This is a genomic window from Pseudomonas sp. RIT-PI-q (assembly GCF_001297125.1).
Lineage (GTDB): Bacteria > Pseudomonadota > Gammaproteobacteria > Pseudomonadales > Pseudomonadaceae > Aquipseudomonas.
On the sequence record NZ_LHPC01000029.1, the window covers coordinates 37,116 to 58,174 of the forward strand.

General features: G+C 61.3%; 20 protein-coding genes. 13 read left to right on the forward strand and 7 right to left on the reverse strand.

Annotated features, from left to right (window positions below; translation table 11 throughout):
* Positions 1–45 precede the first annotated feature (45 nt).
* The 7 genes from AEQ67_RS15730 to AEQ67_RS15760 all read left to right on the forward strand — a co-directional run bounded on the left by AEQ67_RS15730 (position 46) and on the right by AEQ67_RS15760 (position 6,349).
* A complete protein-coding gene (locus tag AEQ67_RS15730; protein ID WP_059404758.1) occupies positions 46–879 on the forward strand; it encodes an alpha/beta fold hydrolase in 834 nt (277 codons plus the stop codon).
* On the forward strand, positions 876–2,357 hold the full coding sequence (locus AEQ67_RS15735; RefSeq protein WP_059404759.1) for an aldehyde dehydrogenase: 1,482 nt from the start codon (positions 876–878) through the stop codon (positions 2,355–2,357). Before AEQ67_RS15730 ends, AEQ67_RS15735 begins: the two co-directional genes overlap by 4 nt.
* A 12-nt stretch (positions 2,358–2,369) precedes the next feature.
* Positions 2,370–2,855 (forward strand): flavin reductase family protein, encoded by a 486-nt coding sequence (locus AEQ67_RS15740; protein WP_059404760.1) that lies wholly within the window; start codon positions 2,370–2,372, stop codon positions 2,853–2,855.
* 137 nt (positions 2,856–2,992) lie between these two features.
* A complete protein-coding gene (locus AEQ67_RS15745) occupies positions 2,993–4,450 on the forward strand; it encodes an NAD-dependent succinate-semialdehyde dehydrogenase (RefSeq protein ID WP_059404761.1) in 1,458 nt (485 codons plus the stop codon).
* A 102-nt stretch (positions 4,451–4,552) separates the two neighbouring features.
* Positions 4,553–4,942, forward strand: coding sequence for a carboxymuconolactone decarboxylase family protein (locus AEQ67_RS15750; RefSeq protein WP_059404762.1), 390 nt, complete (start codon positions 4,553–4,555; stop codon positions 4,940–4,942).
* An 88-nt stretch (positions 4,943–5,030) separates the two neighbouring features.
* A complete protein-coding gene (locus AEQ67_RS15755) occupies positions 5,031–5,783 on the forward strand; it encodes a GntR family transcriptional regulator (RefSeq protein WP_059404763.1) in 753 nt (250 codons plus the stop codon).
* 2 nt (positions 5,784–5,785) lie between these two features.
* Positions 5,786–6,349 (forward strand): NUDIX hydrolase, encoded by a 564-nt coding sequence (locus AEQ67_RS15760; protein WP_059404764.1) that lies wholly within the window; start codon positions 5,786–5,788, stop codon positions 6,347–6,349.
* A gap of 595 nt (positions 6,350–6,944) precedes the next feature.
* On the opposite strand, the gene AEQ67_RS15770 is transcribed toward AEQ67_RS15760, so the two are convergent.
* On the reverse strand, positions 6,945–7,241 hold the full coding sequence (locus AEQ67_RS15770) for a DUF1330 domain-containing protein (protein WP_059404766.1): 297 nt from the start codon (positions 7,239–7,241) through the stop codon (positions 6,945–6,947).
* 71 nt (positions 7,242–7,312) lie between these two features.
* Here AEQ67_RS15770 and ribBA point away from each other — a divergent pair, with 71 nt between their 5' ends.
* The 5 genes from ribBA to AEQ67_RS15795 all read left to right on the forward strand — a co-directional run bounded on the left by ribBA (position 7,313) and on the right by AEQ67_RS15795 (position 12,756).
* Positions 7,313–8,422, forward strand: a complete 1,110-nt coding sequence (gene ribBA / locus AEQ67_RS15775; protein ID WP_059404767.1) for a bifunctional 3,4-dihydroxy-2-butanone-4-phosphate synthase/GTP cyclohydrolase II — start codon at positions 7,313–7,315, stop codon at positions 8,420–8,422.
* A 394-nt stretch (positions 8,423–8,816) separates the two neighbouring features.
* A complete protein-coding gene (locus tag AEQ67_RS15780; protein ID WP_059404768.1) occupies positions 8,817–9,842 on the forward strand; it encodes an ABC transporter substrate-binding protein in 1,026 nt (341 codons plus the stop codon).
* Entirely contained in the window at positions 9,827–10,768 is a 942-nt protein-coding gene (locus AEQ67_RS15785; protein ID WP_152974860.1) for an ABC transporter permease, read from the forward strand. Before AEQ67_RS15780 ends, AEQ67_RS15785 begins: the two co-directional genes overlap by 16 nt.
* Before the next feature lie 6 nt (positions 10,769–10,774).
* Positions 10,775–11,584, forward strand: a complete 810-nt coding sequence (locus AEQ67_RS15790) for an ABC transporter permease (protein WP_059404770.1) — start codon at positions 10,775–10,777, stop codon at positions 11,582–11,584.
* A 17-nt stretch (positions 11,585–11,601) separates the two neighbouring features.
* Positions 11,602–12,756, forward strand: a complete 1,155-nt coding sequence (locus tag AEQ67_RS15795; RefSeq protein WP_059404771.1) for an ABC transporter ATP-binding protein — start codon at positions 11,602–11,604, stop codon at positions 12,754–12,756.
* Positions 12,757–13,308: 552 nt separating this feature from the next.
* Here the strand turns inward: AEQ67_RS15795 and AEQ67_RS15800 are convergent.
* From AEQ67_RS15800 to AEQ67_RS15825, 6 genes are all read right to left on the reverse strand, one after another.
* A complete protein-coding gene (locus AEQ67_RS15800; RefSeq protein WP_059404772.1) occupies positions 13,309–14,739 on the reverse strand; it encodes an FAD/NAD(P)-binding protein in 1,431 nt (476 codons plus the stop codon).
* Between the two features lie 144 nt (positions 14,740–14,883).
* The gene (locus AEQ67_RS15805; RefSeq protein ID WP_059404773.1) at positions 14,884–15,789 is read right to left on the reverse strand and encodes an AMP-binding protein; all 906 of its coding nucleotides are present in this window, start codon (positions 15,787–15,789) and stop codon (positions 14,884–14,886) included.
* Between the two features lie 319 nt (positions 15,790–16,108).
* A complete protein-coding gene (locus AEQ67_RS15810) occupies positions 16,109–17,512 on the reverse strand; it encodes an LLM class flavin-dependent oxidoreductase (protein WP_059404774.1) in 1,404 nt (467 codons plus the stop codon).
* Positions 17,512–17,949 carry an acyl-CoA dehydrogenase gene (locus tag AEQ67_RS15815; protein WP_059404775.1) on the reverse strand — a complete coding sequence of 146 codons (438 nt, stop codon included), beginning with the start codon at positions 17,947–17,949 and terminating at the stop codon, positions 17,512–17,514. Before AEQ67_RS15815 ends, AEQ67_RS15810 begins: the two co-directional genes overlap by 1 nt.
* 10 nt (positions 17,950–17,959) lie before the next feature.
* Positions 17,960–19,162 carry an SfnB family sulfur acquisition oxidoreductase gene (locus AEQ67_RS15820; RefSeq protein WP_059404776.1) on the reverse strand — a complete coding sequence of 401 codons (1,203 nt, stop codon included), beginning with the start codon at positions 19,160–19,162 and terminating at the stop codon, positions 17,960–17,962.
* 156 nt (positions 19,163–19,318) lie between these two features.
* Positions 19,319–19,882 carry a helix-turn-helix domain-containing protein gene (locus AEQ67_RS15825; protein WP_059404777.1) on the reverse strand — a complete coding sequence of 188 codons (564 nt, stop codon included), beginning with the start codon at positions 19,880–19,882 and terminating at the stop codon, positions 19,319–19,321.
* Here AEQ67_RS15825 and AEQ67_RS15830 point away from each other — a divergent pair.
* On the forward strand, positions 19,877–20,902 hold the full coding sequence (locus AEQ67_RS15830) for a DMT family transporter (RefSeq protein WP_082377860.1): 1,026 nt from the start codon (positions 19,877–19,879) through the stop codon (positions 20,900–20,902). The genes AEQ67_RS15825 and AEQ67_RS15830 overlap by 6 nt on opposite strands.
* The last annotated feature ends 157 nt before the right edge of the window (positions 20,903–21,059 follow it).

Below are 21,059 nucleotides of genomic sequence, written 5' to 3' on the forward strand. Positions count from 1 at the left end.
TTCCGGTCAGCCTAACTACAACAAAAAGGCATGCAGGAGCGCTCCATGATTCGGCTCACCGCTGAACGCACCCCGGCTGGCACCAGTTATCTGGCGACCGGCCAAGGCCAGCCCGTGGTCTTGATCCACGGCGTGGGCCTGAACAAAGAAATGTGGGGCGGTCAGGTCGTTGGCCTGGCCACCAAATACCGTGTGATTGCCTACGACATGCTCGGCCATGGCGCCAGCCCGCGGCCGGAAAGCGGCACGCCCCTGCTCGGCTATGCCGACCAGTTGCTGGAGTTGCTCGACCATCTGCAACTGCCGCAGGCGGCTGTGATCGGTTTTTCCATGGGCGGGCTGGTCGCCAGGGCGTTTGCCTTGCATTACCCGCAACGCTTGCAGGGTCTGGTGGTGCTCAATAGCGTATTCAATCGCAGCGCCGAACAGCGTGCCGGCGTCATCGCCCGCACCGCTCAGGCGGCTGAGCACGGGCCGGATGCCAACGCCGAAGCCGCGCTGTCACGCTGGTTCAGCCGTGAGTATCAGGCCGCCAACCCGGCACAGATTGCCGCCCTGCGCCAGACCCTGGCGGGCAATGACCCGCAGGGTTACCTGACCACTTATGAGCTGTTTGCCACGCAGGACATGTACCGTGCCGACGACCTGGGCAGCATTCAGGTGCCGACGCTGGTCGCCACCGGCGAACTGGATCCGGGCTCGACACCGGAAATGGCCCAGCAATTGGCCGAGCGGATTCCCGGCGCGACAGTCGCCGTGCTCGCCGAGCAGAGGCATATGATGCCCGTAGAATCGCCGCGCCTGGTCAACCAGCTGTTGCTGGAGTTTCTCGACACGGCAAACGCCCGACAAAACCAAATAAAGGGGATCGTTGCATGACACTCGCACGCTTCCAGATGTGCATCGGCGGCGAATGGGTCGATGCCCTCTCCGGCCAGACTTTTGAAAGCCTGACCCCGGCCCTGGCCCAAGCCTGGGCGGAACTGCCCGATGCCGATGAAGCTGACGTCGAGCGCGCCGTGCAGGCAGCGCAGACCGCCTTCGATAGCCCGGCATGGCGCGGCTTGACCGCCACCGCGCGGGGTAAGTTGCTGCGGCGCCTGGGCGACTTGATCGCTGAAAATAAAGAACACCTGGCGCAGCTGGAAAGCCGCGACAACGGCAAGCTGATTCGCGAAACCCGTGGCCAGGTCAGCTATCTGCCCGAGTTCTTCCACTACACCGCAGGCCTGGCCGACAAGCTCGAAGGCGGCACCCTGCCCCTCGACAAGCCGGACCTGTTTGCCTACACCGTGCATGAAGCCATGGGCGTGGTCGCCGCGATCATTCCCTGGAACAGCCCGCTGTACCTGACGGCGATCAAACTGGCCCCGGCACTGGCGGCGGGCAACACCATCGTCATCAAGCCGTCGGAGCACGCCTCCGCGACCATTCTCGAGCTGGCGCGTCTGGCCCTCGAAGCGGGCATCCCGCCAGGCGTGGTCAACGTCGTCACCGGTTACGGCCCAAGCACCGGCGCAGCCCTCACTCGCCACCCGCTGATCCGCAAGATTGCCTTCACCGGCGGTGCGGCCACGGCGCGGCATGTGGTGCGCAGCAGCGCGGAAAACTTCGCCAAGTTGTCGCTGGAACTCGGCGGCAAATCACCGAACATCATTTTCGCCGACGCCGACCTCGATAGCGCGATCAACGGCGCTATCGCCGGGATCTATGCAGCGTCCGGGCAGAGCTGTGTCTCCGGCTCGCGGTTGCTGGTGCAGGATGAAATCTACGATGAGTTCGTCGATCGCCTGGTCGAACGCGCCAAACGCATCCGCATCGGCAACCCGCAGGAAGACAGCAGCGAAATGGGCCCGATGGCCACTGCGCAGCAACTGGCGGTCGTCGAAGGCCTGGTCGCCGATGCCATCGCTGAAGGCGCGCGCCTGCGCCTGGGCGGCAAGCGTCCGCAGAATCTGGGCGATGGCTGGTTCTACGAGCCGACCTTGTTCGAATGCGACCGCAACTCGATGAAGATCATGCAGGAAGAAGTCTTCGGTCCGGTGGCCTCGGTCATCCGTTTCAAGGATGAAGCCGAAGCCCTGGCGATTGCCAACGACTCGCAGTTCGGCCTCGCCGCCGGCATCTGGACCCGCGATCTGGGCCGGGCGCATCGCCTGGCGCGGGACGTGCGTTCCGGGATCATCTGGGTCAACACCTACCGCGCCGTGTCGGCCATGGCGCCGATCGGCGGCTTCAAGAACAGCGGCTATGGACGCGAGAGCGGCATCGATTCGGTGCTGGCCTACACCGAGCTGAAAACGGTGTGGATCAACCTCTCCCAGGCACCGATGCCTGACCCCTTCGTGATGCGCTAGGAGATTTGCGAAATGATCGAACCCGGCATTTACAAAGACGTCATGAGCTCGTTCCCGTCCGGGGTCACGGTGGTGACCACCCTGGACCCGGACGGCGGCATCGTCGGCATCACCGCCAGCGCCTTCAGTGCGTTGTCGATTGATCCGGCGCTGGTGCTGTTCTGCCCCAACTACGCCTCTGACACCTACCCGATCCTGCGCGACAGCAAGCAGTTCGCGATTCATCTGCTGTCCGCCGACCAGACCGCCGAAGCCTATGCGTTCGCCGGTAAAGGCAAAGACAAGGCCAACGGTATCGACTGGCACTTGAGCGAACTGGGCAACCCGTTGCTGCGAAAAGCCACGGCGATCATCGAGTGCGAACTGTGGCGCGAATACGACGGCGGTGACCACGCGATTATCGTCGGCGCGGTGAAGAACCTGATCCTGCCCGAGCAACCGGTGAACCCGATGATTTACCACAAAGGCAAGCTGGGCCCCCTGCCCGTCCTGGCCTGATGGCTGTACACAAACCCTGTAGGAGCCAGGCTTGCCGGCGAAGGCGGAGTGTCAGTTGACACCCCATTGACTGACCCACCGCCTTCGCCGGCAAGCCTGGCTCCTACAGGTAATCACCCTTTTTCCCGGGAGCCGGCATGAGCCCAGCAGCCTCGCAACTGTTCCGTCAGCAGGCCTACATCAACGGCCAGTGGCTGGAGGCGCCGGACGGCGCCAGTCAGGACATCTTCAATCCGGCCACCGGTGAGTTGATCGGCCGGGTGCCGAACCTTGGCGCCTCCGCAGCCCGCCAGGCTATCGAAGCCGCCAACAACGCCTGGCCGGCGTGGCGTGCGCTGACCGCCAAGGAACGTAGCAACGTGCTCAAGCGTTGGTACGCGCTGATGCTGGAACATGCTGATGCACTGGCAGAAATCCTCACCCTCGAACAGGGCAAGCCACTGGCCGAAGCCAAGGGCGAAATCCTCTATGCCGCGAGCTTCATCGAGTGGTTCGCCGAAGAAGCCAAGCGCATCTACGGCGACACCATTCCCAGCCATAAAGGCGATGCGCGCATCGTGGTCAGCAAGGAACCGATCGGCGTCGTCGCGGCCATCACCCCGTGGAATTTCCCGGCAGCGATGATCACCCGCAAGGCCGGACCGGCGCTTGCAGCCGGCTGCCCGTGCATCGTCAAACCGGCGCCGGAAACGCCGTTTACGGCACTGGCCATGGCCGCGCTGGCAGAACAGGCCGGGATTCCACCGGGCATTTTCAATGTGATCACCGGCGACGCCGTGGCCATCGGCGCCGAGCTGACCGCCAGCCCGCGGGTGCGCAAGTTGTCGTTCACCGGCTCTACCGCCATCGGCAAACTGCTGATGGCCCAGTGCGCGCCGACGCTGAAAAAAGTCTCGCTGGAGTTGGGCGGCAATGCGCCGTTTATCGTCTTCGACGATGCCGATCTGGAGCGTGCCGTGGAAGGCGCGTTGATCGCCAAATTCCGCAACGCCGGGCAGACCTGTGTCTGCGTCAATCGCTTCCTGGTGCAGGGTGGCATTCACGACGCTTTCGTCGTGCGACTGGCAGAACGAGTGGCGCAATTGAAGGTCGGCAGTGGTTTCGAAGCGGGTATCAATCAGGGTCCGCTGATCAACGAACGCGCCGTGGCCAAGGTTGAAGACCATGTGCAGGATGCCCTCGCCCACGGCGCACAACTCTACTGCGGTGGTGAACGCCATGCCCTCGGCCACGGTTTCTTCCAGCCCACGGTGCTGGCTGGCGTGACGTCCGCGATGAAAGTCGCCCAGGAAGAAACCTTCGGTCCTCTGGCCGCCGTGTTCCGCTTCGACACCGAAGCCGAGGCGGTGCAGATGGCCAACGACACTGAATTCGGTCTTGCGGCTTATTGCTACACCCGCGATCTGGGCCGCGCCTGGCGCATGAGCGAGGCGTTGGAATACGGCATGGTCGGGATCAACGAAGGCTTGATCTCCACCGAAGTCGCGCCGTTTGGCGGGATCAAATCCTCCGGCCTGGGTCGCGAAGGCTCCAAGTACGGCATCGACGATTACCTGGAACTCAAATACACCCTGATGGGTGGACTCGGAACGTGACCTGTAGGAGCCGGCTTGCTGGCGAAGGCGCCTTAAAGATCGCCTTCGCCGGCAAGCCGGCTCCTACAAGGCGGCATCTGCCCTCAATGGGAGGCAATCGAAATGAGCAACGAGAAGTACGAAAAAGGTTTGCAGATCCGCACCCAGGTGCTGGGCGAAGCCTATGTAAAGCGTTCGATGGAAAACGCCGACGACTTCAGCCGACCGCTGCAGGAGATGGTCATCGAATACTGCTGGGGCCACGTCTGGGGTCGTGAGGGTTTGTCGCTTAAAGAACGCAGCATGATAAACTTGGCCATGATTTCGGCCCTCAACCGGCCGCACGAACTCAAGCTGCATGTGCGTGGTGCCTTGCGTAACGGGCTGAGTCGTGAACAAATACGCGAAATTCTGCTTCAGGTCGGTATTTATTGCGGTATCCCCGCTGCCGTAGACAGTTTCCGGCTCGCCCGTGAAGCGTTCGCCGAAGCCGATGCCGAGGCCTCCAGTTAACCCTTGGCTGTTTGATCTGACCGGGCACGAAGATTCTTGCGATCGAAGTGCTCTTTTTGCATGGACAGCCACATTCAGAGCGGACCCCATGAAACGCCTGCCACTCGACGACAGCTTCAAGGTCAATCGCAACCCCGTTACCCTGCGCGAAATCGTGCTGGATAAACTGCGAAGCGCCATCATGAACTTCCAGCTTCTGCCGGGAGACCGTCTGGTCGAACGCGATCTGTGCGATCGCCTGGGCGTCAGCCGCACGTCGGTACGTGAAGCCTTGCGTCACCTGGAATCCGAAGGCCTGGTGGAGTTCGCCGACGCCAAGGGGCCACGGGTCGCCATCATTACCCTGGCCGATGCCGTCGATATCTATGAGCTGCGTTGTGTGCTCGAAGGCCTGATCGTTCAGCTGTTCACCCTGCGCGCCAAGGCCAAGGACATCAAGGCCCTGGAAAAAGCCCTCGAGGACAACCGCAAGGCCCTCAAGGATGGCGAGCTGCAACAAGTCATCGACTCGGTTCAGGGTTTTTACGACGTGCTGCTCGAGGGCTCCGGCAACCATGTGGCGGCGTTGCAATTGCGTCAGTTGCAGGCGCGAATCAGCTACTTGCGCGCGACGTCGGTGTCCCAGGAAAACCGTCGCGGTGCGAGTAATCAGGAGATGGAGCTGATCGTTGAAGCGATCAAGAGCGGCGATCCCCTCGCCGCCCACCAGGCTTGCGTCAACCACGTCCGCGCCGCCGCGGCCGTCGCCCTGGAATACCTCAAGCGCAAACAGGAAGAGACCGGGGCGATCCCGCAGATCACCCTGCCGATCGCGCTTAAAGAACCGCGCATAGGTCGCTGAACATGTTCAGCCCGAGCTTTTGTCCGAAGTGCGGCGGCAGTGACCTCAGTCACCAGCTTCCGCCGGGCGATACGCACGAGCGCCTGATGTGCCGCGGTTGCGGCTATATCCACTACATCAATCCGAAGATCATTGCCGGCTGCATCATTGAGCAGGACGGCAAGTATTTGCTGTGTCAGCGCGCGATTCCGCCGCGTCCGGGTACATGGACGTTGCCGGCCGGCTTCATGGAAGGCGGCGAGACGACCGAGCAGGCGGCGTTGCGTGAGGTCTGGGAAGAGAGTGGCGTGCGGGCGGAAATTCTCTCGCCGTACTCGATTTTCAGCGTACCGAAGATCAGTGAGGTGTACATCATCTTCCGCGCCATTGCGCTGGAGATCACCGGTCAGTTTGGGCCGGAGACGCTCGACTATAAATTCTTCGCGCCTGAGGATATTCCTTGGGAGAGCATCTACTATCCGGCAATTCGGCAGATCCTTGAGCGGTACATCGAGGAGCGGCAGGCTGGGGTCTACGGCATCTATATCGGTAACGACGACACTGGCAAGATTCACTTTATTCGGTGAATGGTGAAAAACGCGCGCACACCAAATCTACGGTAGGAGCTGGCTTGCCAGCGAAGACGCCCTGACAGCCAACCAATCTCCCGCAAGTATCCCCCATTCAAATGTGGGAGCGAGCCTGCTCGCGATGGTCGTCAACGATGACGCGTTTTATCAGGATAACCGTGGTGCATTCGAATGCTTCGCTGGCAAGCCAGCTCCTACACTCCAACCCTCTGTAGGAGCTGGCTTGCCAGCGAAGGTCGTCAACGATGACGCGTTTTATCAGGATAAACGTGGTGCATTCGAATGCTTCGCTGGCAAGCCAGCTCCTACACTCCAACCCCCTGTAGGAGCTGGCTTGCCAGCGAAGGTCGTCAACGATGACGCGTTTTAGCAGGATAAACGTGGTGCATTCGAATGCTTCGCTGGCAAGCCAGCTCCTACACTCCACCCCCTGTAGGAGCTGGCTTGCCAGCGATGGTCGTCAACGATGACGCGTTTTAACAGGATAACCGTGGCGCATTCGAATGCTTCGCTGGCAAGCCAGCTCCTACAGGGTTGCACATCAGCATAAGAATGGTGGCAAGCCAGCCCCCACAATTGGACCGCCCCCGACTCAAACCGGCGCCACACCCTCGACAATGATGATCTGCGCCCGAGCCACTCCCTCGCGGTGCCCCTTCGCCTCCTGATATTGCTCCGAGTGGTAGCAGGCCAGCGCCTTCTCGTAGGAATCGAATTCAATCACCACATTGCGTTGCGGTGTAGGCCCGCCTTCCAGCGCTTCGCTACGCCCACCCCGAGCCAATATCCGCCCGCCGTACAACGCGAACGCCACCGGCGCACGCTGGGTGTATTGGCTGTATTGATCGGGGTCGGTGACATTCACATGAGCAATCCAGTACGCCTTCATAGTGACCTCTCGGTTAATTTTGTATTATGGTATACCACAAAATATTCCCACCAAACACTGAGAGTCCTGACATGGCCTTCAACAGCATCGAAGAAATAATCGACGACTATCGGCAAGGCAAGATGGTGCTACTGGTTGACGACGAAGATCGAGAAAACGAAGGCGACCTGTTGCTGGCCGCCGACTGCTGCACGGCCGAGGCCATCAGCTTCATGGCCCGGGAAGCCCGTGGCCTGATCTGCCTGACCTTGACCGACGACCACTGCCAGCGTCTTGGCCTGGAACAGATGGTGCCGAGCAACGGCAGCGTGTTCAGCACAGCGTTTACCGTGTCCATCGAGGCCGCCGTCGGCGTGACTCCCGGTATCCCCGCCGCCGCCCGGGCTCGTACGGTGGCAGCCGCCGTTGCCGTCGATGCCGGGCCCGCCGACCTGGTGCAACCTGGCCACATCTTCCCCCTGCGCGCCAAGGCAGGCGGCGTGCTGACCCGCGCCGGTCACACCGAAGCCGGTTGCGACCTGGCGCGCCTGGCCGGCTTCACCCCGGCGTCGGTGATCGTCGAAGTGATGAACGATGACGGCACCATGGCCCGCCGCCCGGATCTGGAAGTGTTCGCGCGCAAACACGGGATCAAGATCGGCACCATCGCCGACCTGATCCACTATCGCCTCAGCACCGAGCACACTGTTGTGCGGATCGGTGAACGCGAACTGCCGACCGTGCATGGCACCTTTCGTCTGATCACCTTTGAGGATCGCATCGAAGGCGGTGTCCACATGGCAATGGTCATGGGTGACTTGCGCCGCGAGGAAGCGACGCTGGTGCGCGTGCATGTGATCGATCCGCTGCGCGATCTGGTCGGTGCCGAGTACAGCGGCCCAACCAACTGGACTTTGTGGGCGGCACTGCAGCGCGTGGCCCAGGAAGGTCGCGGCGTGGTGGTGGTGCTGGCCAATCACGAATCTTCGCAGGCGTTGCTGGAGCGGGTGCCGCAATTGACCCAGGCGCCACGGCAATTCAGCCGCTCGCAGTCGCGGATTTATTCGGAAGTCGGCACCGGCGCGCAGATCCTGCAAAACCTTGGCGTCGGCAAGCTACGGCATCTGGGCCCGCCACTGAAATACGCAGGTTTGACCGGTTACAACCTGGAAGTGGTGGAGAGCATTCCCTTCACCCAATGATGCGCAAACATCTTGGGTGTTGCGCAATCCCTGTGGGAGCGGGCTTGCCCGCGATAGCGGTCTCCCTGATACATCGATTCTGGATGTGCCGCCGTCATCGCGGGCAAGCCCGCTCCCACAATGGATTTCGTTGCCTGACCGGCCAGAGCAAGCCCCGACAGCCAAAAAACCTCTCTTTTGGCTGATAGCCGGTCAGGCAAAGTGCTTGCACAAAGTTTGGAATACCATAATATGATATTCCATAGACCGGACGATTCAGCCAAGTGCCCCCGCCAGGGAAAGCACCCATAACAGCCCTTGGCACGGTCGCCTTTAGAGGCCAGATGGACCTACTGCTCCCGATAAGCGGGCATTACCAAGCCCGCTCAAAAACACAACAAATGAGGGCGTGAAAATGGTGTTGAACAAACGTGCAACCGCAGTACTGTTCGCCGGCTTACTGGCCACGGCCAGTCACGTGGCAATGGCGGCTGAAAGCGTCAACTTCGTCAGTTGGGGCGGCAGCACCCAGGATGCACAGAAGCAGGCCTGGGCCGACCCGTTCAGCAAGGCCAGCGGCATCACCGTGGTCCAGGATGGCCCCACCGACTACGGCAAACTCAAAGCCATGGTCGAAAGCGGCAACGTGCAGTGGGACGTGGTCGACGTCGAAGCTGACTTCGCCTTGCGCGCCGCCTCCGAAGGCTTGCTCGAACCCCTCGATTTCAAAGTAATCCAGCGCGACAAGATCGACCCACGGTTTGTCTCCGATCACGGCGTCGGCTCGTTCTTCTTCTCCTTCGTCCTCGGCTACAACGAAGGCAAGCTCGGCGCCGGCAAGCCTCAGGACTGGTCTGCGCTGTTCGACACCAAAACCTTCCCCGGCAAACGCGCCCTCTATAAATGGCCGAGCCCGGGCGTGCTGGAACTGGCCTTGCTGGCCGACGGCGTAGCGGCAGACAAGCTCTATCCGCTGGACCTGGATCGCGCCTTCAAGAAACTCGACACCATCAAGAAAGACATCGTCTGGTGGGGTGGCGGTGCGCAGTCGCAACAGTTGCTGGCCTCTGGCGAAGCGAGCATGGGCCAGTTCTGGAACGGCCGGATCCACGCCCTGCAAGAAGACGGCGCACCCGTGGGTGTGAGCTGGAAACAGAACCTGGTGATGGCCGACATTCTGGTGATCCCCAAAGGGTCGAAAAACAAGGACGCGGCGATGAAGTTCCTGGCCAACGCCAGCAGCGCCAAAGGACAGGCCGACTTCTCCAACCTGACGGCCTATGCGCCAGTCAACGTCGACAGCGTGGCGCGCCTCGATTCGGTGCTGGCCCCTAACCTGCCGACTGCCTACGCTAAGGATCAGATCACTCTTGATTTCGCGTACTGGGCCAAGAACGGTCCGGCCATCGCGACACGGTGGAACGAATGGCTGGTCAAATGAAAATGACGGTAAGCACTCCGCCCGGTAGCGCCGCTGGCGTTGCCGGAGCAGTTCCCGCCAAGGCGGCTGTGATGACGCAAGCCCCTTCCCTGGCACAGCGCTGGCGTGGCGCGAGTAACCTGCTCCCCGCCTTGCTGTTCCTTGGCCTGTTCTTTCTCGCGCCGTTGATCGGGCTGTTGCTGCGCGGTGTGCTGGAGCCGGTGCCGGGGTTGGGCAACTACGAGCAGCTGTTCGCCAACTCGGCGTATGCCCGCGTGTTGTTGAACACCTTTTCGGTGGCCGGACTGGTAACGCTGTTCAGCCTGCTGCTCGGCTTTCCACTGGCCTGGGCGATCACCCTGGTGCCAAAAGGCTGGGGCCGCTGGATCCTCAACATCGTGCTGCTGTCGATGTGGACCAGCCTCCTCGCCCGGACCTATTCCTGGCTGGTGCTGTTGCAAGCCTCCGGGGTGATCAACAAGGCCTTGATGGCGATGGGCATCATCGATCAGCCGCTGGAGATGGTGCATAACCTGACCGGCGTGGTGATCGGCATGAGCTACATCATGATCCCGTTCATCGTGCTGCCGTTGCAGGCGACCATGCAGGCCATCGACCCGATGATCCTGCAGGCCGGTTCGATCTGCGGCGCGAGTCCCTGGACCAACTTCTTCCGGGTGTTCCTGCCGCTGTGCCGGCCGGGGTTGTTCTCCGGTGGCCTGATGGTGTTTGTGATGTCGCTGGGGTACTACGTCACGCCGGCGCTGCTGGGCGGCGCGCAGAACATGATGCTGCCCGAGTTCATCATTCAGCAGGTGCAGTCGTTCCTCAACTGGGGCCTGGCCAGCGCCGGCGCTGCGTTGCTGATCGTGATTACGCTGGTGCTGTTCTACTTCTACCTGAAGCTTCAGCCGGAATCCCCGGTTGGCGCCAGCAACGCGAGGTAAGCCGTCATGCTCCTGACCCCCAATGCGATGAGCCGCCGCATGCGTTTCGGCCTGTACTTCACGACCGGGCTGATCGCGCTGTTCCTGCTGTTGCCGATCGTGTTCATCGTGCTGCTGTCCTTCGGTTCCTCCCAGTGGCTGGTGTTCCCGCCACCGGGCTGGACGCTGAAATGGTACGGCCAGTTTTTCTCCAATGCCGACTGGATGAACGCGGCGCTGGCCAGCCTCAAGGTTGCAGTGCTGACCACCTTCTTCGCCGTGGCACTGGGTTTGCCGACCGCATTTGCACTGGTGCGTGGACGCTTCCCGGGCCGGGAAATGCTCTACGGCCTGTTCACCCTGCCGATGATCGTGCCGCTGGTGATCATCGCGGTGGCGGTCTACGCGCTGTTTCTCAAACTGGGCTACACCGGGACGATGTTCGCGTTCGTGGTCAGCCATGTGATCGTGGCGTTGCCGTTCACCATCATCTCGATCATCAACTCGTTGAAGCTGTTCGATCAGTCGATCGAAGATGCCGCGGTGATCTGCGGTGCATCGCGTCTGCAAGCGGTGTTCAAGGTGACCTTTCCGGCAATTCGTCCGGGCATGGTCGCCGGCGCCCTGTTTGCGTTCCTGGTGTCCTGGGATGAAGTGGTGCTGAGCGTGATGATGGCCAGCCCGACCCTGCAAACCCTTCCCGTGAAAATGTGGACCACCCTGCGCCAGGACCTGACGCCTGTGATCGCCGTCGCTTCGACGCTGCTGATCGGCCTCTCGGTATTGGTCATGGTGATCGCCGCCGCCCTTCGCCGGCGCAATGAAATCAGCGCCTGAGCGCCCAGGAGTACGACATGAGTGCAGTGATCAAAGATGCCGCGCAGCAAAATGACCAACCCTTGGTAAGCCTGCGCAACCTGAACAAGCACTACGGCGACTTTGCCGCCGTGGACAACATCTCGCTGGACATCAAGGACGGTGAATTCCTCACCTTCCTCGGCTCCAGTGGCTCAGGCAAAAGTACAACGTTGTCGATGCTCGCCGGTTTTGAAACCCCGAGCAGCGGCGAGATCCTGGTCAATGGCCAGTCACTGGTCAACGTGCCGCCGCACAAGCGCGACATCGGCATGGTGTTCCAGCGTTATTCGCTGTTCCCGCATCTGTCGGTGCGCGACAACATCGCGTTCCCGTTGACCATTCGTAAACTGGCCAGCGCCGAACGCGAGCGCCGGGTCGATGCCATGCTCAAACTGGTGCAACTGGAACAGTTCGCCCATCGCCGCCCTTCGCAACTGTCCGGTGGTCAGCAACAGCGTGTCGCCATCGCCCGGGCGCTGGTGTATGAGCCACGCATTTTGCTGATGGATGAACCGCTGGGTGCGCTCGATAAAAAACTGCGTGAGGATTTGCAGGACGAATTGCGCCAGTTGCACCGGCGTCTGGGGATTACGATTGTCTATGTGACCCACGATCAGGAAGAAGCCATGCGGTTGTCGCAGCGTATTGCGATTTTCAGTCATGGCAAGATCGTTGGTTTGGGCAGCGGTTTTGACTTGTACCAGAACCCGCCGAATGCGTTTGTGGCTTCGTTTCTGGGTAACTCGAACTTCCTCAAGCTCAAGGCTCAGGGGAATGCGGTGGCTTTGTTTGAGGGGCAGTCGTTGTCGATTCGCCTGACGGCCGGGTTGCAGATTGATCAGGATGTGCTGCTGATGGTGCGTCCGGAAAAGGCCCAGGCATTGAGCGTCAAGCAAGCCATTCAGGAACCGCTGGCGGCTGGCTGGAACGAAGTCTCGGCCACGGTCGTGGAAGTGCTGTTCCTTGGCGAAAGCCAGACCTGCAGCGTGGTGACCTCAGGCGGTACATCGATGACCGTCAAGGCGCTGTCTGCTGCGGGGATGCCGCTCAAGGCGGGTGATCCGGTGCAAGTGCGCTGGGCTACGGCTGATGCTTGTGTGTACACGCAATGGGCTGAAAGTGATTTGAACAAGGCTGCCGGGGCGCATTGATCGCCGGGTGGGCCTGCTTTTACCGTGTCACCCTGTGGTCGCCGCAACGTCGGGTTGCGGCGGCCTTTTTTTTGGCTGTTTGATGGGGGGGCAAATCCGCTTTTTTGGGTGCGACCCCCTCTTCGTTCCGTACACCAATCCCCTGTAGGAGCTGGCTCGCCAGCGAAGGTCGTCAACGATGACGCGTTTCATCAGGATAACGTGGCGCCTTCGAATGCTTCGCTGGCAAGCCAGCTCCTACACTGACCGTGCGCGGCCGCTTCTTCGTTTCGTACACCAATCCCCTGTAGGAGCTGGCTCGCCAGCGAAGGTCGTCAACGATGACGCGTTTCATCAGGATAAACGTGGCGCCTTCGAATGCTTCGCTGGCAAGCCAGCTCCTACATTGACCGTGTGTGGCCGCTTCTTCGTTTTGTACACCAATCCCCTGTAGGCGCTGGCTCGCCAGCGAAGGTCGTCAACGATGACGCGTTTCATCAGGATAACGTGGCGCCTTCGAATGCTTCGCTGGCAAGCCAGCTCCTACAAGCGCGGTATCGGATTGGCCCCCAATCAAAGAGAAGCCAATCGAGCCGCCAAAGCCTGAGCCTGACTGGCCACATCCGTAACGGCCGTGCTCTCCCACCACATCCCCCGCAACGGCGGCCCCATCGCAAACAGCCGACTGGCGACCTGCCCATCAGCATCCAGCACCGCACCGTCAACAGCCGCCGCAATCCCCAACGCCAACGGCCCCGGCCGAATTAACCCGCGTGCCAGCAGTTGCCGCGGCAACGGTCGCGCAACCCGACGCCAGTCGTACTCAATGCCGCTGGAATTGATCAACGCCGCGCCACTGACAACGCACGTTTCAACCTCCCCACGACGACGAATCCGGATACTCACTTCCCCGCCCAAGGAAGGCTCCAGCCCCTTGAACGAAGCAGCCTGAATCCGCAATCGCCCTTCCCCATGCAACCGCGCCACCAACTGCGCACTCAACGGCGGTGAGCGGTGGTGATGACTTTCCCACCACGGCCGCACATGCCGCACAAACTGCCGGCGCTGCACGTCCGTTGCCTGATTCCACAAGCGGCCGATGTGCGCACGCACCGTGTCCAAAGGCGCCTGCCAATCAACGCCTTGTGCGATAGCCTCCCGACAATGCCGGCGCAGTTCGCGCACCAACTGACGGGGTGTACGAATGCTGTGATCCTCGGCCAGAAAATCCACCCAGGCCGGCGGTTGCCGGCGCACGTGAGGCAACAAGCCATGCCGGGAAAATACTTCGATCGGCCCGCGATGCCCGGCCTGTTCCAGCGACACCACGGCGTCGACCATGGTCAGGCCCGAGCCGATGATCAGCACCGTCGACTGCGGGTCGAGTTGCTGCATGGCAGCGACGTCCCACGGATCGAGTGCCGCTGCGTTCAAGCCACTGGATTCGGTTTGCGGCGTGCGTGCGGCGGGGAACATTCCGGTCGCCAGCACGGCATAAATCCCCTGTAACCGCTGCCCGTCACTCAAGGTCAGCAGCACTGAATCGTCCAGCGTTTGCAGATCAACCACCTCGGCCCGCACATGTTCGATCGTTGAACCGCTCAAGGCCCCAACGGCTTGCGCTTCGGCCAGACGCTGCTGCACGTACAGACCAAAAATCCCCCGTGGCGGGAACAACTCGCTGATCGGCACATGTTGCTCGTCAGACTCGGGCCAGCCACCCGCCGCAATGTATTCGGTCAGCCATTGGGTCAGGTCGTCAACGTTGTCCGGGTCGACGCTCATGCGCGCCGCGTTACCGTTGAGCGTATGGCCCAACTCGACCGCGCTGTACGCCTCGCCCCGGCCCAATTCGGCCCGAGGTTCGATCACCAGCACCTGACGCTTGCCGGGCAAACGCAACAACTGCGCCGCCAGCATCGCGCCGCTGAGGCCGCCGCCGACGATCAGGATGTCTGCGTGACGGATGGCGCGAGTCGCCTGTCCGCTTTGGGTTTCACTCATGCCGTTCTCACTGATCAGTGTTTACCTGGATAGAAGTCATGCAGATCTCCTGGACGATCATAGGCGCCAAACCCATGGATGATTCATCAAACAGTACCAAAGTAGGAGGCGTTGCGCCGACGTGCAGAATGGAATCGGTGGAGCTCATGCGATGTCCTGTTTGAATTCGGCGAGCCAGGTTGCCTTGGGTTGAGCGTCAGGGCTGCGGGTGGCTTGCCAGATGAAATGCAGGTTGTGAAAGCCCAGCCGCCGGCGAACAAGGTTTTTGATCAGGCGTCGCAGTCCGCGTTCCGGATGGGCAATGGCCCAGTCACAGAGGCGCCGGCGCCAGGTGCCTTGCGGCGCGAGACGGCTTTCGATTTCGGCGGCCAGCCGTTGCAGGCCTTCGGTGGAAAGCAGGAGCCCTGAGGGCGCCACTTCACGACGATCGCGGCTGGCGCTGCCAGGACTTTCCGGGAAGGCCAGGGAGTGGCCGCGACTCAGCCATTGCTCAAGCAACACCGTCAGGCCGCTCTGCCATTGGGTGCTCTCTTCGCTCCACAATTGATCACCTTGCGCCCAGCGGTTAAGGCGTTGCGGGGGGTCTGACGGACCGAGCAGTTCGGTAAAATCCAGCAGCGACTGGCTGTGGTTGATCCACAGTTGCTGCGTCTGCCGGCCGTGGACGAAGGCATGAGTCGGACGACTGCGCCACAGGGCTTTGTGCAGCTCTTCGGGTTCGAGATTGTCCGGCAGCGTCAACACTTCACCGCCGATGTGTTGTGCGGCCAGGGCCAACTGCAACAGGTCCGGTTCGAAAGCGCCGCTGAGGGCCAGGCGCGAAACCTCGGTAAAACCGTGTTGACGTAAACCATCGGCCAGGCGCTCGACATCGCGCAATACATCAATCCAGCGCCAGACGAGCCACTGGCCGTGACGCTTGTGCCGCAACGCCGGTTGCAACGGACTGACCTGAGCCCAGTGACGCAATTGCTCCAAAGCTCGGGGCACGTTGACCTGCCACTCGGTGATGTCCGCAATCAGCGGACGCTTGAGTTCGTGCACGCTCATGAATTGACCTCCTGTTCATGGACAAAAGCATGCGGTAGTCCGCCGGGCCCGATATGTGGAACACCACCGCCCCTGTGGGAGCGGGCTTGCCCGCGAAGAGGCCAGCACATCCAACATCAATGTCGCCTGTCAGATCGCCTTCGCGAGCAGGCTCGCTCCCACAGGGATCTGTGGTGGGCTCGGGTTGTGTATACGACCTCAATCAACTGTGGGAGCGGGCTTGCCCGCGATGGGGCCGGTACATTCAGCATTGATGTCGACTGCCAGACAGCCATCGCGGGCAAGCCCGCTCCCACAGGGATGTGTGTTGTGCTGACAATCAGGCAGACACTAACTTCTTCTCCTGCTGACGCAACGCCGCCAGGTCGCGATAACCACTCCCCGGATGGATCTCCGGCAAGCGTGGTCCTTCGCCGAACAGCTTCTCACGCAGGGTCCCCGGTGCGTATTCGGTCTTGTACACGCCGCGCTTCTGCAACTCCGGCACCAGCAGTTCCACGGCGTCGATGAAGGTTTCGTGGGTCAGTGCATAAGCCAGGTTGAAGCCATCGACATCGGTTTCCTCAACCCACTCCTGCAACAGGTCGGCGACGGTCTCGGGACTGCCGACAAACAGCGGCCCAAAACCACCGATGCCCACCCAATCGGCTAGCTCATTGGGCGTCCAGACTTTGTTCGGATCCGCTGTCGAAAAGGCCTCCACCGCCGATTGAATCGCGTTGGTATGCACATGCTTGAGCGGCTCATCCGGTTTGAACTGACTGAAATCAATCCCCGTCCAGCCCGAGATCAACGCCATGGCACCTTCGTAGCTGACCCAGGTTTTGTATTCCTCGAACTTGGCTTTAGCCTTGGCGTCGGTCTCACCGAGGATTACCGTTTGCAGGTTGAAGATCAGAATCTTCGACGGATCGCGCCCGGCTTCGGCGGCACGGCGACGGATGTCCGCAACGGTCTTCTTCAGCAGCACTTTCGACGGTGCGGCGACAAACACGCATTCGGCATGCTCAGCCGCAAACTGCTTGCCGCGACTCGACGCGCCGGCCTGATACAGCACAGGCGTGCGCTGCGGCGAGGGCTCGCAGAGGTGAATCCCCGGCACCTGGAAGTGTTTGCCCACATGCTGGATCTCATGAATCTTGCTCGGGTCGCTGAAGATCCGGCGCTCGCGATCGCGCAGGATCGCGCCCTCTTCCCAACTGCCCTCCCAGAGTTTGTAGCAAACCTCCAGGTACTCTTCGGCGAAGTCGTAACGCGCGTCGTGTTCGGTCTGGGCTTTCTGGCCGAGGTTCTTCGCGCCGCTCTCCAGATACGAGGTGACGATGTTCCAGCCAGCGCGGCCCTTGGTCAGGTGATCGAGGGTCGACAGGCGGCGGGCGAACGGATACGGATGCTCGAACGACAGCGACGCCGTCAGGCCGAAACCCAAGTGTTCGGTCACCAGCGCCATCGGCGGAATCAATTGCAGCGGATCGTTGACCGGCACCTGCGCCGCCTGGCGGATCGCTGCGTCACCGTTGCCGTTGTAGACGTCGTAGATGCCCAACACATCGGCAATGAACAAACCGTCGAACTTGCCGCGTTCAAGGATCTTCGCCAGATCGGTCCAGTATTCCAGGTCCTTGTACTGCCACGAGCGATCTCGCGGGTGCGCCCACAATCCCGGCGACTGGTGGCCGACGCAGTTCATGTCAAAAGCGTTGAGACGAATTTCACGGGCCATCAAACGGCGCTCCTGAAGCTTGGGGGATGGATGCCGTTGAGGCGGAAGTTGCCGATCAGGTGAAGCTTCCAGCGCAGCGGGTCGTGCAGTGATCCGGGCAATGCGGTGCGTTGGCCGGTGAGTTCAAATTCAGCATTGCTGACGGCATTCAGCGCATCGGCGCTGGCGAGGTGCGATTCGGCGATGGCGACACTGATTTCGGTATCGTCTTCATCGCCGTTCAAAAATTCTTCGGCGCGTTCGAGCAGCGCAGCGGCCACTTCGATGCGGATGTGCAAGTCACCGAAACGGCTGATGACGTAAGGATCATCCGTGGCCTGGGCCTGCTGGCGGACGAAACGCAAGGTCGCGTCCAGCACGCTGCGAGCGTTGTGCAGATCATGCTGACTTTTCGCCAGGGGCTGCCCGGCAATGATCGGTTGGGTCAGTGCGTTCATGGGTCGCTCCTCAGTTCCAGGCGTGGCGCGCAGGCTTCACGCCGTTGAGCAGGTAGTTGCCGATCAAGTGATACTTCCAGCGTGCCGGGTCATGCAGCGTGTGGGTCCGGGCGTTGCGCCAGTGGCGGTCGAGGTTGTATTTGCCGAGCACCGAGCGGGTGCCGGCCAGTTCGAAGAGTTTGCTGCTGGCGAGCAAGGCGATCTCGGCAGACAGGACTTTGGCCTGGGCCACCACCACCGAGGCGTTTGCCACCGTGTCTTCATTGGCGTTGAGCAGCGCGGCGTCGATGGCCTCGCCAGCCTTTTTCAGGATCGCTTCGGTGCCGTGAACTCGCCATTCGAGGTCGCCGATCGCGGCGATGCTGAATGGGTCTTGCCAGCCGTGATCCTGCTGGCTGTCGATCCAGGGCCGGGATTCACGGGCGTAGCGTTTGGTTTCTTCCAGCGCCCCGACGGCGATGCCGGTGTCCACGGCGGCCTGGATGATTTGCGAGATCGGGCCGTCGGCGGTGGGTTCGTCGAAGGCTTTGTGGGCCGGGATCACCGCGCTGAGCGGCACGTTCACCGCGTTCAACGTAACGCCGCCGCTGGCGGTGGTGCGCTGGCCGAAACCGTCCCAGCTGTCGATCACGGTCAAACCGGGATTGTCGCGTTCGATGAAGGCGATGAACGCCTGATTCTGCTCGTTGACCGCCACCGCCGGCACGATGTGCGCGAACAACGCGCCGGTGCAGTAGAACTTCTCGCCGTCGATTTGCGCGGTGTCTTGATTGAAGCGGATGGTGGTTTCGAAGGCGCCGGCGTTTTTGCTCTTGGATTCGGAGAAGGCGTTACCGAAACGATAACCCTGCAGGACTTTGTCAAAGTAGTAGCGCTTATGCGCCTCGGTGCCGGTTTGCAACAGGATGTCGAGCACACCGAGGTGGTTCTGCGGAATCTGGCCGAGGGATGAGTCGGCGGCGGAGATGATCTTGATCACTTCGGCGACAGTCACGTAGGAAACGCCCGCGCCGCCGTAGGCCTTGGGAATGGTGATGCCCCACAGGCCGCTGGCGGAGAATTCGTCGAGTTCGGCAACAGGCAGGCGCCGCTCGCTATCACGCGTGCTGGCCTCGATGGCGAAGCGTGCGGCGAGCTTGTGGGCGACGGCAATCGCCTCGGCGTCCGAGCGGATCACATGGGCGGTGCGAGTGGGTTGGGCAGAGGTTGTCATGGGCCGACTCCTTGGTTCCGGGTGAATGCCCAGAGCTTCTGCAGGAGTCATGCCTGAAGTTAAATTTGTTTTATTTCAATAGCTTGAGCAATTATCAGAGAAAGACTTGGCGCTTTAAAACAGCAAAGTGTCGATCCACTGTTGACTGGCAAACAGTTAGATCACCACGTTTCTGACGAACCGCGCCGCCACTGCCCCATCGTTGCGATAGGCATGGGGCTGGTTGCTGGCGAACATATAGAACTCGCCGGCGGCGATCTCGTGCGGCGTGTCGCCGAGCATCAAGGTCAGGCAGCCTTCGAACACGTAGATCTGTTCGCTCCAGCCATCGGCATCCGGTTGCGACGGGTAGATTTCGCCCGGTTGCAGGCACCATTCCCATTGCTCCACTTCGCGGGTGGCGGTGGCCCTGGACAGTAGAACAGCTTTGCTGCCGGCAATCATACCGGCCCAGGCGACTTCATTGATGCGGCTGTAATCGCGGACGTCCGGGGCCTGGATCAGGTCGCTGAATGCCACGTCCAGTGCTTCGGCCACGCGGTCGAGGGTGGTCAGGCTGACATTCTTTTCGCCCGCCTCGATCGCCACCAGCATCCGTCGGCTGACCCCGGACTTTTCGGCCAGGGCGGTCTGGCTCATGTCGGCGGCATGGCGCAAGCGTCGAACGTTCTGGCTGACGTGCTGAAGGACCGAAGCCCGTTGCGTGGAATCTTTGTGCACTATATTGCTCACTTGGTGGGGCTGGGCAGTATACTGCGCAACATTCGGCGCATTGTGCGTCCCCCTCAGGTAGCGCGCAAGGTCATGACGTCGGTGAACTCCTCCCAGGCTTCTTCCCGTTTCTCAAGGTTCAGCAAGGCCGAGTGCGTGCTGGTGTTGATCACCATGGTCTGGGGCGGGACCTTTTTGCTGGTCCAGCATGCGATGACCGTCAGCGGGCCGATGTTCTTTGTCGGCCTGCGCTTTGCCGCGGCGGCGATCATCGTTGCGCTGTTCTCCTGGCGTCACCTGCGCAACCTGACCCTGTTCGAACTCAAGGCCGGATCTTTTATCGGCGTGGCGATCATGCTCGGTTACGGCTTGCAGACCGTCGGGTTGCAGAGCATTCCGAGCAGTCAGTCGGCGTTTATCACCGCGTTGTACGGGCCCTTCGTGCCGGTGCTGCAATGGCTGGTGCTGGGGCGGGGCCCGGGGTTGATGCCGAGCATCGGGGTCATGCTGGCGTTTACCGGGTTGATGTTGTTGTCGGGGCCTGCCGGCGCGGCTTTCAATTTCAGCCCGGGCGAAATTGCCACGTTGGTCAGCGCGGGGGGGGTTGCTGCAGAGATTATTTTGATCAGCACCTATGCCGGCCAGGTCGATGTGCGCCGGGTGACGGTGGTGCAATTGGCGGTGACGTCGGTGCTGTCGTTCCGGTTGGTGGTGCCGACGCAGGAAGTAATACCGGGCTTCTCATGGCTGCTGCTGTGCAGTGCGCTGGGTTTGGGTGCGGCGAGTGCGGCGATTCAGGTGGCGATGAACTGGGCGCAGCAGAGTGTTTCGCCGACGCGGGCGACGTTGATCTATGCCGGCGAGCCGGTGTGGGCCGGGATTGTCGGGCGGATTGCCGGTGAGCGGTTGCCGGCGATTGCGTTGGTGGGCGCGGGGTTGATTGTGGCGGCGGGGATTGTCAGTGAGTTGGAGACCAGGGGGAAGGCTGTTGCGACTGAGGAGGAGTTGGAGCGGGAGACGCAGGGTTGATCTTTAGTTTCAGCGGGGCCTGATAGATTGCCTTCGCGGGCAAGCCTCGCTCCTACAGGTCTTGGAGCGACGAGAACCTGTAGGAGCGAGGCTTGCCCGCGAAGAGGCCGGACCTGCCAAATACAGACCTTTGAAACAATGAATAACAGGTTTTTTC

Excerpts from the sequence above, each read along its gene's own strand:
- AEQ67_RS15730 (WP_059404758.1), top strand. The coding sequence starts at position 46 with ATGATTCGGCTCACCGCTGAACGCACCCCGGCTGGCACCAGTTATCTG.
- AEQ67_RS15735 (WP_059404759.1), top strand. The coding sequence starts at position 876 with ATGACACTCGCACGCTTCCAGATGTGCATCGGCGGCGAATGGGTCGAT.
- AEQ67_RS15740 (WP_059404760.1), top strand. The coding sequence starts at position 2,370 with ATGATCGAACCCGGCATTTACAAAGACGTCATGAGCTCGTTCCCGTCC.
- AEQ67_RS15745 (WP_059404761.1), top strand. The coding sequence starts at position 2,993 with ATGAGCCCAGCAGCCTCGCAACTGTTCCGTCAGCAGGCCTACATCAAC.
- AEQ67_RS15750 (WP_059404762.1), top strand. The coding sequence starts at position 4,553 with ATGAGCAACGAGAAGTACGAAAAAGGTTTGCAGATCCGCACCCAGGTG.
- AEQ67_RS15755 (WP_059404763.1), top strand. The coding sequence starts at position 5,031 with ATGAAACGCCTGCCACTCGACGACAGCTTCAAGGTCAATCGCAACCCC.
- AEQ67_RS15760 (WP_059404764.1), top strand. The coding sequence starts at position 5,786 with ATGTTCAGCCCGAGCTTTTGTCCGAAGTGCGGCGGCAGTGACCTCAGT.
- AEQ67_RS15770 (WP_059404766.1), bottom strand. The coding sequence starts at position 7,241 with ATGAAGGCGTACTGGATTGCTCATGTGAATGTCACCGACCCCGATCAA.
- ribBA (WP_059404767.1), top strand. The coding sequence starts at position 7,313 with ATGGCCTTCAACAGCATCGAAGAAATAATCGACGACTATCGGCAAGGC.
- AEQ67_RS15780 (WP_059404768.1), top strand. The coding sequence starts at position 8,817 with ATGGTGTTGAACAAACGTGCAACCGCAGTACTGTTCGCCGGCTTACTG.
- AEQ67_RS15785 (WP_152974860.1), top strand. The coding sequence starts at position 9,827 with ATGGCTGGTCAAATGAAAATGACGGTAAGCACTCCGCCCGGTAGCGCC.
- AEQ67_RS15790 (WP_059404770.1), top strand. The coding sequence starts at position 10,775 with ATGCTCCTGACCCCCAATGCGATGAGCCGCCGCATGCGTTTCGGCCTG.
- AEQ67_RS15795 (WP_059404771.1), top strand. The coding sequence starts at position 11,602 with ATGAGTGCAGTGATCAAAGATGCCGCGCAGCAAAATGACCAACCCTTG.
- AEQ67_RS15800 (WP_059404772.1), bottom strand. The coding sequence starts at position 14,739 with ATGAGTGAAACCCAAAGCGGACAGGCGACTCGCGCCATCCGTCACGCA.
- AEQ67_RS15805 (WP_059404773.1), bottom strand. The coding sequence starts at position 15,789 with ATGAGCGTGCACGAACTCAAGCGTCCGCTGATTGCGGACATCACCGAG.
- AEQ67_RS15810 (WP_059404774.1), bottom strand. The coding sequence starts at position 17,512 with ATGGCCCGTGAAATTCGTCTCAACGCTTTTGACATGAACTGCGTCGGC.
- AEQ67_RS15815 (WP_059404775.1), bottom strand. The coding sequence starts at position 17,949 with ATGAACGCACTGACCCAACCGATCATTGCCGGGCAGCCCCTGGCGAAA.
- AEQ67_RS15820 (WP_059404776.1), bottom strand. The coding sequence starts at position 19,162 with ATGACAACCTCTGCCCAACCCACTCGCACCGCCCATGTGATCCGCTCG.